Below are 13,345 nucleotides of genomic sequence, written 5' to 3'. Positions count from 1 at the left end.
GCTTGCCGGCATGCAGGCACACCGCGAGCGGTTCGGCGACCGCGGCTTCCGCCAGCGACAGTCTGTCGGCGATCGGCACCGACTGCGTGGCGTCGACGGTGACGAACTCGCGGAAGCCGCCTTGCACATGCGGAAAGCGCATCGCGCTGCCGAGGAAGCGCATGTCGAGGCACTGGTTGCGCATGCCTTCCTGGCAATGCAGGCACTGGCCGCACGGCTTGCTCGGATTGACCGCGACGCGCGTGCCGGCTTTCACATTGGTGACGCCGTCACCGACGGCGGCGACCACGCCTGCGATCTCATGCCCCAGCGCCATCGGCTGCTGGATGCGCACGACGCCGAAGCCGCCGTGATGGTAATAGTGCAGGTCGGAGCCGCAGATGCCGCCATTGGCGATCTTGACGCGAACCTCGCCCGGGCCGGGCGCTGGGTCGGGGTAGAGGTCGATCCGCAGATCCTTCGGGGCGTGAATGACGACGGCGCGCATGGTCTTGTTTCCTGTTCGCAGATTTACATCGCAGCGATCATGCCGCCATCGACATAGATGATCTGGCCGTTGACGTAGGTGGAGGCGTCCGAGGCCAGGAAGATCGCGGCGCCGACCAGCTCGTCCGGCTTGCCCCAGCGCTTGGAGGGGATGCGGCCCATCAGCCAATTGTTGAAATCGGTGTTGTTGACCAGCGCCTCGTTCATGTCTGTCAGCATGTAGCCTGGGCCGATCGCGTTGGCCTGGATGCCGTGCTGGGCCCATTCCACCGCCATCGAGCGGGTGAGGTTCTTGATGCCGCCCTTGGCCGCCGTGTAGGGCGCAATCGTTGGCCGCGCGAGCTCGCTGCCGAGCGAGCCGATATTGATGATCTTGCCGTGCTTGCGTGGGATCATGCGCTTGCCGGCCTCGCGGCCGATCACGAAGGCGCTGGTGAGGTCGGTCTCGATCACCTTGCGCCATTCGTCGGTGGTGAACTCGACCAGCGGCTTGCGGTGCTGGATGCCGGCATTGTTGACGAGGATATCGATGGCGATGCCCTTCTTGTCGAAGTCGTCGAAGGCGGCGACGATCGCGGGCTCGTCGGTGACGTTGAACGCGGCGCCTTCGGCCTGATGCCCGGCGGCACGAAACTCGGCGACAGCCTGCTCGACGCGCTTGGGGTCGACGCCGTTGATGATGATCTTCGCGCCGGCCTTCGCCATGCCCTCGGCGATAGCGCGGCCGAGCCCGCGGGAGGAGCCGGTCACGAGTGCGGTACGGCCGGAGAGGTCGAACAGGGCGGTGCTCATCTCAAAAAATCCTCAGACGTTGGAGCGGCGCACGATGAGATCGGTGCGCTCGAAGACGGCGGGCAGCAGGTCGACGCCGAGGCCGGGGCCATCCATCGGGAAGACGTAGCCATCCTTGATCGTCGGCATCGTGGTCACGAGCTCATTGTACCAGCCCTTGTAGAACGCACGCACCGATTCCTGGATCAGGGTGTTGGGCTGACTGAACGACATGTGGATGGCCGCGATGAAGCCGATCGGGCCGATGCAGTCATGAGGCGCAAAGGGCCGGTGATAGGTCTCGGCCATCGCCGCGATCTTGCGGCCCTCGGTGAGTCCGCCGGTCCAGCACAGATCCGCCATCACCACGTGCATGGCGTCGCGGTCGAGCATGTCTTTGTAGGGGAAGCGCGAGCCCAGCGTCTCGGAAGCGCAGACCCAGACGTCGGTCGAGCGGGCGTATTCGGCCAGCGCCTGCGGCGAGTTCATCCGGATCGGGTCCTCGTACCAGGTCGGCTTGTAAGGCTCGAGCGCGCGCGCAATCTGCTTGGCGGTTGGCAGATTCCACAGCGAATGCAGCTCGACCATGATCTCCATCTTGTCGCCGACGGCCTTGCGGATCTTCTCGAACGGCTCGATCGCCTGCTTCATCTGCGCGGCGGTGATGTAGAGTCCCTTGTTCTCCTGGGCCGCCGGGTCGAACGGCCAGATCTTCATCGCGGAGATGCCGCTTTCCAGCAGGCTTTCGGCGAGCGCATCGGCGCGGTTCATGAAGCCGTCGAGATCCTCATAGGGCCCCTTGTTGGCACCCAGATTCCAGTTCGCGACCGGGCTGATATTGGTCGAGCGCACATATTGCGTGCCGGCGCAGGTGTTGTAGATGCGCTGCTTGTCGCGGCAGAGGCCGCCGAGCATCTGGTGAACCGGCTGATTGCAGACCTTGCCGAACAGGTCCCATAGCGCGATGTCGATCGCGGAGGCCGCGCGATATTCGACGCCGGTGGAGGACTGCGCCATCGGCAGGTTCAGCATGTCGCGATGGATGGCTTCGATGTGCAGGGGATTGCGGCCGAGCAGGCGGCCGGCAAAGGTGTCGTGGATCTGCGCCTCGACAGCGCCGGCGCCGTAGAAGGTTTCGCCGAGACCGATCATGCCGGTGTCGGTATGAACGCGGACCCAGATGACGTTGGAGAATTCCTCGGTGCGCAGCGTCTCGATCGACGTGATCTTCACGGCAACTCTCCTCCCATCACGGGCGCCTCGCGCCTGACGTCTCATTTTGCACTGCAACATGCTGCAGTTTTCGCGGATGTCTTACCGCTGCTTGTAATATATCACAACATGTTTTAAGGCTGCCACAAATAGGGCGCCAACGAGCAACGAGCGCGGACCTGACGGGAGAGAACGAGATGGCAAAGCGCAAGCGCGCGCTCGAGTTGGTGAGGAACGACGACGACGGCGAGGGCAAGCCCTCGCGGCGCAACCGGCTCAATTTCTTCGAGCTGGCTTATCAGAAGATCGAAGAGCTACTCGTTCATTGCGAGCTCAAGCCCGGACAGTTCATGACGATGCTGGAGTTGCAGCAGATCACCGGTTTCGGCCGTACGCCGGTGCATCACGCCGTCAATCGTCTGTCCGCCGACACGCTCATCATCATCCGTCCGCGTCACGGCCTGCACATCGCGCCGATCGATCTCGCGCGGGAGCGCATGCTGCTGGCCTTGCGCCGCGACATGGAGCGTTTCGTGATCCGCCTTGCGGCCGATCGTGCCAGCCTCTCGCATCGCAATCAGGCGCTGCATATCGAGCGTCTCCTGCGCGAGCGCCGTGCCAGCCTCACCCTCGACGAATTCAACCACATCGACCGCCGCATCGACGCGCTGGTGCTGGAAGCGGCCGGCGAGCCGTTCCTGGTGCATACGCTGCGGCCGCTGCACACGCTGTACCGGCGCATCGGCTACATCCACCACCGCTTCATGCCGGGACAGGCCGACCTGTCGGGCACGATCGATCGTCATCTCGCCATTCTCGCCGCGGTGGCCTCCCGGCGCGGCGAGGACGCGGTGAAGGCGAGCGATGGGCTGATCGACTACATGGGCGAGATATTCACCGGCATGGAAGCGGGGATCGACCCGCGCCTGCTCGATTGCAGCATCGAGCCGCTGCTCGGCAAGTAGAGAGTTTCGAAGAGAGGACCAAGAAATGTCAACGATGGCAATGCCACAACCAACCGCGAGCGAAGCTGCGGTCCGCTATCTCATCACCAACTACAGTCCCAAGGGCAACAAGGTCGGCTGGCTGATGATGGCCTCGATCCTGGTCGAGGCCTGGGATCTCTATTCGATCGCCTTCGTGCTGATCTTCATCAAGGAGCAGTACAATCCCGATCCGCTGATGCTCGGCCTTGCCGCGGCCGGCACGCAAGGCGGCGCGATGATCGGCGCGTTGCTGGGCGGCTGGCTGTCCGACAAGATCGGTCGCCGCGTCATGTTCCTGGTGACGATGGTGATGTTCATCGTGCTGGCGCTGGCGCAGGCCTTCGTGCCCAATGTCACCTGGCTGATCGTGATCCGCTTCCTGCTCGGCATCCCGCTCGGCTCGGACATCTCGACCGGCTACACCTACATCATGGAATCCATGGCCAAGGGTGAGCGCGAGGTCATGGGCAACCGCTGGCAGTTCATGTTCGCCGTCGGCGAAGTCCTCACCATCGGCGTCATCGTGATCTTCCTGTTGATCGACATGCAGCACGAGATGCTGTGGCGCGTGACGCTCGGTCTCGGCGCGCTGCCGGCGCTGATCATTCTGGTCATGCGGCACGACGTGCCCGAGACCGCCGTCTGGCTGGTGCAGAAGGGACGCTACCGCGAGGCCAAGCAGGTCGCGCGCGAGATGTTCAACGACAACCTCGACATGCTGCCGGACCACGACGTCGAGGTGCCGAAGGTCTCGACCCGCGCCTTCCTCGCCGACCTCAAGAAGGATCCGATTCGCTGGCGCGCCACGCTCTACGGCTGGATTGCCTGCTTCGCGCAGGCCAGCGAATTCTCGACCTTCGCGTTCTATCTGCCGGTGCTGTTCGTGATGGTCGGCGTGTCCAGCGTGCTCGGCATCAATTTGGTGACGATGGCGCTGTTCTCCTTCGCCGCCCTGTCGGGCTGGGTCGGTCCGCTGCTGACGCCGAAGATCGGCCACCGCGGCATCTCGATCGCGGGCTTCTCGATCGTGCTGGCCGCGCTGCTGGTCGCAGCCTTCGCGCTCTACACCGACAACAAGATCCTGCTGCCGTTCGCGGCCGCCGCGATGCTGTGGGGCCATTATTGGGATGCGTCGAACTGCATGACGATCCCGACCATGGTCGCCAAGCCGAAATATCGCGGTACCGCCAGCGGCTTCGCCTACATGTTCGTCAAGCTGCCGTCGTTCCTGGCGATCTTCCTGTTCCCGACGGTGTTCGCCGCGATCGGGCAGGCCAATGCCACGCTGATGGTCGCGATCTTCCCGCTGATCGGATTGCTCGCCGCAATCTTCATCCTGCCGGAAGTCTACGGCTACGAGAACGACTGACGACGCGCGAGCCCGGTCGCGGCGTCATCGCCGCGATCGGGAGCCCGATAGGGCTACGGGCTCAGGAAGACTGGATCAATCCCGGTGCCATGGCTGAGCAGGCCGATCGCCTGGAGCTGAGCGCTGTGCAGGTCGATCTCCACGATCGCGAACAGGGTCAGCAGCGCCACGGCCGTGACGAGGAGCAATGGGTGGGACGTTTCAGCCCCGCCCTGGCTCGGCGCGATGAAGCCCTGAAACGAACGGCGCAGGGAAAAGCTCTGCGGCAATGCCTTTGACTGGATCTGCATGATGGATCTCCTTGCCGCGCCCGATGAGGCCGCGCGACAAGTTGAAGTGTAGCTCCGGCCTTACGGGCCACATTGATACGCCGCAAAGAGCGTGCGTTTATCGGATCGCCGCCGCCAGCGCCGCGATCAGGGCCGGCGGGGTCACCAGCAGGCCGAGCTTGAGGAACGGCCAGGCGCCGACCTCGATCTTCTCCCGCCGGAGCGCGACCAGCCAGAGGATGGTGGCGAGCGATCCGGTCACCGACAGATTGGGGCCGAGGTCGACGCCGATCAGGATGGCGCTGACGACCGGGGCGGGCAGATGATCGCTGGCGGCGACCGAGCCGGCGACGAGGCCAACCGGCAGGTTGTTGGCGATATTCGTGGCGATGGCGGTGGCGATGCCGACGCTCCAGGCCGCCTGCGGCACCGATTGGGCCACCGCCTGGTGCAGCAGCGCGCTGAGCTGCGCGATCACGCCGGTCCTGATCAGTGCTTCTACCATGATAAAGAGCCCGCCGACCAGCGGCAGCACGCTCCAGGACACGCCGCGCAGCACCGGCAGGGGCGATTGCCGGCTGATCAGCAGCACGATCGCGGCCGTCACGCCGCCGCAGATGAAGGTCGGCAGGCCGAGCGGCTTGTCCAGCGCCGACGCCGTGACCAGCACGATTCCGATGGCGACGATGCCGATGGCCGTCAGCTTGCCGCCGCGGCCGAGCTTGGGATGCGGCACGCTGCGCGCGATCGTCTCCTCCTTGAGCGCGCGGTGCTGAGTCAGCCGCAGTACGATGTAGGTCAGCAGGATCGAGGCCGCCGAGGGCAGGGCGAACAGGCGCAGCCATTCGCTGAGCTCGGGCATCCGCGCGCCGAAAACGACGAGATTGGCGGGGTTGGAGATCGGCAGCACGAAGCTCGCGGCATTGGCGATGAAGGCGCAGATGAACAGATAGGGCAGCGGCTTTGCGCCGGCCGCGCGCGTCGCGGCATAGACGGCTGGCGTCAGCACGATCGCGGTGGCATCGTTGGAGAGCAGCACGGTGACGAGCGTGCCGACCAGATAGATCAGCAGGAACAGCCGCTGCGGTGAGCCCGCCGCGTATTCCACCGCGAGCGCGGCGAGATAGTCGAACAGGCCCTCGAGCCGCGCCAGCTCGGCGATCAGCATCATCCCGATCAGAAAGAGGTAAACGTCGACGCCTTTTTCGATGCCGGTGAGCGCGTCCCGCCACGGCAGCAAGCCCGACAGCACCAGGGCGCCAGCGCCGATCACGGCCCAGATCGCCTCCGGGAGGCGAAACGGCCGGATGATGACGCAAGCGGTCGCGACGACGATGATGCTCCAGGCCCAGATGGCGTCAGACGGCACGTTCAGTCCTTGACGTGAGATGAGTTCATTCGGCAGCGATAGCGGATGACGGCGCCGCTGTCTCCCCCTGTGCGCCATGCCGCGTTTCGGGCAGGGCAACAACACAGATGACGGCGCCGATCGCGGCGACGATGCCGAGGCTGATGAACGCCGCGCTGTAGCCCGCGCCGACCACGACGAATCCGGCCAGCGTCGTCGACAGCGCCGCGCCGATGCTCTGGGCGGTGATGACGGCGCCTTGCGCGACGTTGAAGCGGCCGGTGTTGCGCATCAGGTCGGCGACGATGACGGGAAAGATCACACCAAAAATGCCGGCGCCGACACCATCGAGCAGCTGCACCCCGACCAGCCAGAACGGATTGTCGGAGAGCGTGTAGAGCGCGCCGCGGATTGGCAGGATCAACAGCGCAGCGAGGAAGAAGCGCTTGTGGCCCCAGCGGTCGGCCCTGGCGCCGACCAGCATGGCGAACGGCACCATCACCAATTGCGCCGCGACGATGCAGGCGGACATCAGGCTGGTGCCCATGTTCTTGTCTTGCAATGCCAGCTTCTGCCCGACCAGCGGCAGCATCGCCGCATTGGAGAGATGGAACAGCAGCGCGCAGATTGCGAAGACGAGCAGCGGGCGGCAGGTCAGCAGCACCTTCAGCCCCGATGGCTGCTCGTGGTGCTCGGCATCGTTCGTCCCGTCCAGCCCGCGCGCGAGATCGTGATCGATCGCCCGTTCGGGAATGGCGAGGATGCTGACGAGACTTGCGATGGCCATGCCGCCGAGCAGATAGAACACGACCGTCGGTCCAAACCAATAGGCCGACAGCCCCGCGAGGCCCGCGGCGACGGCGTTGCCGGCATGGTTGAACGTCTCGTTGCGGCCGATCCGCTTGGTGAAGGCGCGATGACCGAAGATGCCAAGCGACACGGCGGCGATCGCCGGCGGAAAGATGACGCCGGCAGCCTGTGCGATCCCTTGCGAGATCGCCACGGGCAGGAAGCTCGGGAACAGCGGCAGCGACAATGATGCGAGCGTCACCAGGATCGCTGCCACCGCCATCACTGTCCGCTTCGCGCGGGTCGCATCCACCAGCGCGCCGGCCGGCGTCTGGGCGAGGATGCCGGCGATGGTCGCGACCGACATCACGAGGCCGATGCGCGCCTCGTCCCAGTGCTGCTCGGTGAGCAGATAGACGGCGAGGTAGGGGCCGAGACCGTCACGGACGTCGGCGAGGAAGAAGTTGGCGGCATCCAGTGCGCGGCCGGCCCGCGCCTTGTCATGCGTGTCTGACATGATTGTCCTCTTCCTCGCCAAGCGTCCTGTGAAGCGTATCGTCAGGCCGCGTGGGCGTGCGGATGGCCGTGCTTCGGCTTCTTGTCCTTCTTCTTGATCGGCTTCAGCTGATCCTCGTCGGGGCCGATCTCGTCGACATGGATCACGCGGCCGTGCCTGGTCTGAAGCCCGTCGCCGCGCGCTGCGACCATCGCACCGGGGGCAAGCAGCGCTGCGACATGCTCGGCTTCCTTCGGCCCGACCCGCAGGACGGTGCCGTCGGCCAGGAGCGCGCCGCGCAACTCGCCCTTGGGCCCGAACAGCGACAGCTCGACCTTGCCTTCGGCCGCCGTCGGGGCGTGCTTCACCTTCGGATGCTCGCGATCGTGGTCCGGGCCATTGTCCACGATCTCGCGACCGGCCGCGGTAGTGACCGCGACCGCAGCCAGCAGGTTCGCGCCGCGCGGTCGCACACCGCGGACGCGAACCATCTCACCTTGCCTGAGATGACGGGTGATCTCCTTGTCCATATGCGGCGGCGTATGAACGAGGACGACCGTTTTCCTGTCTCTCAAAACGAAGCCGTCGACTTCACCGTGAGGATTGAGCACGAAGCGCTCAAAGGTGCCTGCGGTCTCCGGCAGGCTGTCAGGGTCGATCCAATGCATGATTTAGCTCTTCCTGTTGATGTGAAGCGTGGATCAGCCGCGCGGCGGCGGAGGCGGTGGCGGGGGTCCACGACGATCCGGGCCGTCAGCCGGTCCGGGCGGGCGAGGGCCGCGCACCTCGGTCATCTGCTCCGGCGAGGCGCCGATCGCGCGCACGTCGACGACCTTGCCGAGGGCGGTATCGAGGACGTTGCCACGCACAGAGATGCTTCGTCCCTGGATGAGCTGGTCCTGAACGCGTTCGGCCTCCGGGGGCGGCAGGCGCAATGTGGTGCCGTCGTCGAGCACGACGCCGTTCACCTCGCCGCGCTTGCCGTGCAATTGCAGGGCGATGCGGCCGCTGATGGTCTGGTCGTTATTTGCACCGAGCCGGTCCGGCGGACCGTTGTCGACGACGCTCTTGCCGGTTGTGACATTGGTGATCGACGCAGCGTCGACCAGCGGAATTGCGCGGGCGCGCAAGCCGCGCACCGAGACCTGGTCACCCGGGCGGATCGCAAACACCGTCTGGGCGCTGAGATGCGGCGGCAGCTTCACTTCGGTGCCGTCGGTGAGGATGATTCCGTCGACGTCGCCGCGGGGCGTCAAGGTGTATTGCTTGACGGTCCCGCGGGATTCCGGAAGCTGCGAGGAATCCCACATGGGATCCCGAGCTTGCGAATAGGCGGCTGCCCCGCTGCCGATCGCCGTGGTGGCGAGCAGCACCCAGAACAGCGCACGGATGGGTGTCGTCTTCATGGAATAACTCCTCTCGGTATCGCGACCTGATCGCTTGCACAGGCTTGAGCAAGCGATGTGCCAGTCGCAAAGCGCTTGATTTGAAAGGAGTTTTGCTCGCGCCGGCGGTGTCAGCCGTCGTCTTTCCCGACGCGGTCCGTCAGCTTTTCTGACACCTCGGCAAGCCCATAGCGCTGCATCTTGGTGTAGAGCAGCTGGCGGTTGATGTTGAGCCGGCGGGCCGCTTCGGTGCGATTGCCGGCGCAGGCCGCCAGCGCGCGCTCGATCATCTGCTTCTCGAGCTGAGCGACCGCCGCCGGCAGGTCCGCATCATCCGGCGCCGGGATCGCTGCCGCCGGGGATGCACTGGTGTCGATGTCGTCAGCTCCGATCACATCGCCGCGTGTCATGATGCAGGCGCGTTCGATCGCGTTGCGCAGTTCGCGGACGTTGCCGGGCCAGGGATAGCGCTGCAATTTGTCGATTGCGGCCTCGCTGAGCTGTTTCTGCCGGCCGCTGCTTGCTCCCGCGCGTGCAAGAAAGTGCCTGGCGAGCGGCACGATATCCGCCACGCGATCGCGCAGCGGAGGCAATGCGATCTGAACCACGTCGAGCCGGTAATAAAGATCCTCGCGGAAGTCGCCGGTCGCCGCGAGCCTGGCGAGATCCCGGTGGGTCGCAGCGATGATGCGTGCATTGGTGCGCACGGGCCGGCCTCCGACCGGCGTGATCACCTGCTCCTGCAAGGCGCGGAGGATCTTCGCCTGCATCGGCAGCGGCATGTCGCCGATCTCGTCGAGAAACAGCGTGCCGCCCGCGGCGTCGCGGAAGGCGCCGGAGCGATCGGCCGTCGCGCCCGTGAAGGATCCCTTGATGTGGCCGAACAACTCGCTTTCCAGGAGGTCTTCGGGGATCGCCGCACAATTGACCGCGACGAAGGGACCGTCCTTGCGCTTGCCATGAATGTGCAGCGCGCGCGCCACCAGCTCCTTGCCGGTGCCGGTCTCGCCGCGGATCAGCACGCTGGCGTCGCTGTCGGCCGCAAGACCGATTGCCTTCTGCACGACGCGCATGGGTTCGCTCGACCCGATCAAGCCGTCTTCGGCATCGTCCGCCGGCGCGGCGAGAGCCGGCGCGCGCGGCGGCAGGCGATCCAGCAAAGCCTTCAGCTCCGCGCGTCCGACCGGCTTGCTGAGGTGATCGAAAGCGCCTAGGCGCATGGCCTCGATCGTGTTGGCAGCGCTGGCGAAGGCGGTCAGCACGACGACGTGCGGGCCGCCGGTCTTGGCGCGGATACGGCGCAGAACCTCGATCCCGTCCATGCCGCCCGGCATGCGCAGATCGAGCAACACCGCATCGACGTCGTCGCTCAGCGCCGCCAGACCTTCGCGGCCGGACGCGGCGAGGCGGGGTTCATGGCCGAGATCGGCGAGCGCCTCGGCGAGGCCCTCGCGCAGGGCGCGGTCGTCGTCAATGATCAGGACGGTTGCCATGGCACCTCGATCTCGAATTCGGCGCCGCCGACGGACCGGATCAGGCGGACATGGCCACGATGATTGCGCGCGATTTCGCGGACGATGGCGAGGCCCAGACCGGTGCCATCTGTGCGGCCGGTGACGAATGGCTCAAACAGGCGCTCGCGCAGCTCGTCGGGAATTCCGGGACCGGTATCAGATACCTGAAGCAGCAGCATGTCGCCTCTCCGGCGCGCGTCCACGACGATCTTGCCGCCCGCGGGCGAGTTCTGAATGGCATTGATGATCAAATTGTCGAGGGCCCGCTGCATCTGGGACGGATCGAATTTCGGCAACGGTGAGGACGCCGGCCCGGTTCCCGCCGTCAACACGATCTCTCGCGTCGTGGCAAGATCGCGGTGAGTCTCGACCGTGCGCGCCAGGAAGGTCTCCAGATCGACCTCCGCGAGCCGGGGTTCGCGCGCCTGCGTCATCTCCAGGAGATCGCGCAGGAGGACATCGAGCCGGTCGACCTGTTCGAGGATCGACGTGAGAGCCGCTGCACTGCGCGAGCCGTCGGCGACGGCCAGCGCATTCTCCGCTTTCAGCCGCATCGCGGCGATGGGATTGCGGATTTCGTGCGCAAGCCCCGCCGACATCCGGCCGAGAGCGGCCAGACGCTCGGCCGCGGCGGCGCGGCGGCGCTCGACCGACAGGCGTTCGCCCGCGCCGTTGAGCGCATCGACCAGGCGGTCGAGCTCGGGGGCCCCGGTTCGGGACAATGTCGGCAGATCGATCGTGCCGGCCTGCGGGTCGCCCAGAGCGGCCTCGATCTGATTGATCTTGCGTGACCAGACATAGAGCACGCGCGCAAGCCACGCGGCGGAGCCGAAGATCGTCAGCGCAAGCAGCAAGAGTCCGGCCAGCAGCTGATTGTAAGCGGGGCCTTCCGACGTGAACGCCCGCGTCATGGTCCATCCCGTCGCGCCGTTCAACGGGCCTCGCAGCGGACAGGCATGAACGATCAGCACTTGTGACCGGCCGCTCTGCCGGATCGAGGACGGCCGGCCGGAGCGCAACGCTTCGGCGTTGACGTCACGGATGGTGTTTAGCTCGGCCGCGGGCAGATCGGTTTTCGGTCCGGTGCCTTCATAGGTCGGGAAGGCGTAGGCGAGCGAGCCTGCATCGGCTTGCCAGATGCCGCCTTCGACGCCGACAGCGCCGGACAGCGCGGTCTGGACGACCGTTGCGAGCTCTTGCTTCAGCCGATCGTCGATCTCGCCGCCGCTCCAGCCGGTGACGAAGAACTGGTAGCGATCGGCAAGGTCGCGGCAAGCGCGCGCGGCCAGTTCCTCCGAGCGCGCCAGCCGCGCGTTCGCGGTCTGCTGAAAGGATTCGAATAAGAGGTAACCGGTGGCGATGCCGGACACCACCAGCATGATCCACAGGGCGAGCAGTCGGGAGCGGAGCGAGCGCATGCGCTAAGGAACGCGCGAGACCGAAGATCGGCCGCTCATGGCCGCGCCACCGATAATTTCTCCGTGATCGCCTTGCGCAGAATCCGTGAGAGCGACTCCACCGAATACGGCTTCTGAATCAATTCGAACCCGCGATGGGCGTTTTCGGCGAGCACGTTGCTGTAGCCGGAGGTGAGCACCACGGGCAGGCCCGGATAGCGCTCGCGGATGGTGCCGGCGAGCTCGACGCCGTTCATCCCGGGCATGATGACGTCGGAGAACACGAGGTCGACAGCGAATTCGTTCTCGCCGAGGATGGCGAGGGCCGCATTGGCGTTGGCGACGCGGCGGACGACATAGCCGAGATCTTCCAGAAGCTCGGTCGAGAACTGGCCGACATCGTCATTGTCCTCGACCACGAGCACGCGGTAGCCGCGCCCGGTGGTCGCGGCCTCGTGGGTCAGCGCCGCGGCTTCCTTCTCGGCGGCGGGGCTCTGCGCCTGCGGCAGATAGATGGTGAAGGTCGCGCCTTTGCCCTGCGTGCTCGTCACCGCGATGTCGCCCTCGGACTGCTTTGCGAAGCCGAAGGCCTGGCTGAGGCCGAGGCCGGTGCCCTTGCCGACCTCCTTGGTGGTGAAGAACGGCTCGAAGATCGAGTCGAGATGGTCCGGCGCGATGCCGCTTCCGGTATCCGTGACGGAGATTGCGACGTAGTCGCCGCCGCGCGCCGATTGTGCGCGCAGGCTCGGAATGCCCTGAACCTTGCGCACGGCGATGGTGAGGCGGCCTTCGCCGTCCATGGCATCGCGGGCGTTGATGGCGAGGTTGATCAGCGCGGTCTCGAACTGGGCGATGTCGGCCACGGTGAAGCAGTCGGCATCGTCGACCTCGACGACGATCTCGATGCGGCCGCCGACCAGGGGCCGGACCAGTTGGGCGACGCCCTCGACCTGGCTGCCGACGTTGAAGATCTGCGGCTTCAGCGGCTGGCGGCGCGCGAACGCCAGGAGCTGCGCGGTCAGCTTGGAGGCCCGCTCGACCGTGTCGGAGATGGCGTCGACATAGCGGCGGCGGCGATCCTCCGGCAGCTCGCGCCGGCGCAGGAAGTCGGTGGCCGAGCGGATGATGGTGAGGAGATTGTTGAAATCGTGCGCGACACCGCCGGTGAGCTGGCCGATCGCCTCCATCTTCTGCGACTGCCGCAACGCTTCCTCGCCGCGCCGGCGCTCGGTGATGTCGACGGCTTCGGGAACTGCGCCGGTGATGTTGCCGTGGCGGTCGAGCACGGGGCGCATGCCGAAATCGAAATCGCGCTCGCCGATG

Annotated in this window: 13 protein-coding genes; 2 read left to right on the top strand and 11 right to left on the bottom strand. The window is 65.9% G+C overall.

What is annotated here, in order from left to right; genetic code table 11:
* From SE92_RS37055 to SE92_RS06600, 3 genes are all read right to left on the bottom strand, one after another.
* A partial coding sequence (locus SE92_RS37055) for an alcohol dehydrogenase catalytic domain-containing protein (RefSeq protein WP_245324476.1) occupies positions 1–487 on the bottom strand: 487 nt, incomplete at its 3' end.
* 23 nt (positions 488–510) lie between these two features.
* Positions 511–1,278 carry an SDR family oxidoreductase gene (locus SE92_RS06605; protein WP_063195004.1) on the bottom strand — a complete coding sequence of 256 codons (768 nt, stop codon included), beginning with the start codon at positions 1,276–1,278 and terminating at the stop codon, positions 511–513.
* Between the two features lie 12 nt (positions 1,279–1,290).
* A complete protein-coding gene (locus tag SE92_RS06600; RefSeq protein ID WP_063195003.1) occupies positions 1,291–2,490 on the bottom strand; it encodes a mandelate racemase/muconate lactonizing enzyme family protein in 1,200 nt (399 codons plus the stop codon).
* A 176-nt stretch (positions 2,491–2,666) separates the two neighbouring features.
* Here SE92_RS06600 and SE92_RS06595 point away from each other — a divergent pair, with 176 nt between their 5' ends.
* Both SE92_RS06595 and SE92_RS06590 read left to right on the top strand, forming a co-directional pair.
* The gene (locus SE92_RS06595) at positions 2,667–3,434 is read left to right on the top strand and encodes a GntR family transcriptional regulator (protein ID WP_063195002.1); all 768 of its coding nucleotides are present in this window, start codon (positions 2,667–2,669) and stop codon (positions 3,432–3,434) included.
* Between the two features lie 25 nt (positions 3,435–3,459).
* The gene (locus tag SE92_RS06590) at positions 3,460–4,824 is read left to right on the top strand and encodes an MFS transporter (protein ID WP_063195001.1); all 1,365 of its coding nucleotides are present in this window, start codon (positions 3,460–3,462) and stop codon (positions 4,822–4,824) included.
* Positions 4,825–4,877: 53 nt separating this feature from the next.
* Here the strand turns inward: SE92_RS06590 and SE92_RS06585 are convergent, their stop codons facing one another.
* The 8 genes from SE92_RS06585 to SE92_RS06550 form a co-directional block, all read right to left on the bottom strand.
* Positions 4,878–5,114 (bottom strand): hypothetical protein, encoded by a 237-nt coding sequence (locus tag SE92_RS06585; RefSeq protein ID WP_063195000.1) that lies wholly within the window; start codon positions 5,112–5,114, stop codon positions 4,878–4,880.
* Between the two features lie 97 nt (positions 5,115–5,211).
* Positions 5,212–6,462, bottom strand: a complete 1,251-nt coding sequence (locus SE92_RS06580; protein WP_063194999.1) for an arsenic transporter — start codon at positions 6,460–6,462, stop codon at positions 5,212–5,214.
* Positions 6,463–6,487: 25 nt separating this feature from the next.
* Positions 6,488–7,747, bottom strand: coding sequence for an MFS transporter (locus SE92_RS06575; protein WP_063194998.1), 1,260 nt, complete (start codon positions 7,745–7,747; stop codon positions 6,488–6,490).
* Between the two features lie 41 nt (positions 7,748–7,788).
* The gene (locus SE92_RS06570) at positions 7,789–8,394 is read right to left on the bottom strand and encodes a hypothetical protein (RefSeq protein WP_063194997.1); all 606 of its coding nucleotides are present in this window, start codon (positions 8,392–8,394) and stop codon (positions 7,789–7,791) included.
* Positions 8,395–8,427: 33 nt separating this feature from the next.
* Positions 8,428–9,132 carry a hypothetical protein gene (locus tag SE92_RS06565; RefSeq protein ID WP_063194996.1) on the bottom strand — a complete coding sequence of 235 codons (705 nt, stop codon included), beginning with the start codon at positions 9,130–9,132 and terminating at the stop codon, positions 8,428–8,430.
* A 110-nt stretch (positions 9,133–9,242) separates the two neighbouring features.
* Positions 9,243–10,604, bottom strand: coding sequence for a sigma-54-dependent transcriptional regulator (locus SE92_RS06560; protein WP_063194995.1), 1,362 nt, complete (start codon positions 10,602–10,604; stop codon positions 9,243–9,245).
* On the bottom strand, positions 10,589–12,043 hold the full coding sequence (locus SE92_RS06555; RefSeq protein WP_063194994.1) for a sensor histidine kinase: 1,455 nt from the start codon (positions 12,041–12,043) through the stop codon (positions 10,589–10,591). The genes SE92_RS06560 and SE92_RS06555 overlap by 16 nt, the downstream gene beginning before the upstream one ends.
* Before the next feature lie 35 nt (positions 12,044–12,078).
* On the bottom strand, positions 12,079–13,345 hold a 1,267-nt coding region (locus SE92_RS06550), incomplete at its 5' end, for an ATP-binding protein (RefSeq protein WP_157095848.1).

The sequence above is a fragment of the Bradyrhizobium sp. AT1 genome (assembly GCF_001590795.1).
In the GTDB taxonomy this organism is placed as follows: Bacteria; Pseudomonadota; Alphaproteobacteria; order Rhizobiales; family Xanthobacteraceae; genus Bradyrhizobium.
The sequence above is the reverse complement of the archived record's forward strand: the minus strand, read 5'-3'. Positions and strand labels throughout refer to the sequence as shown.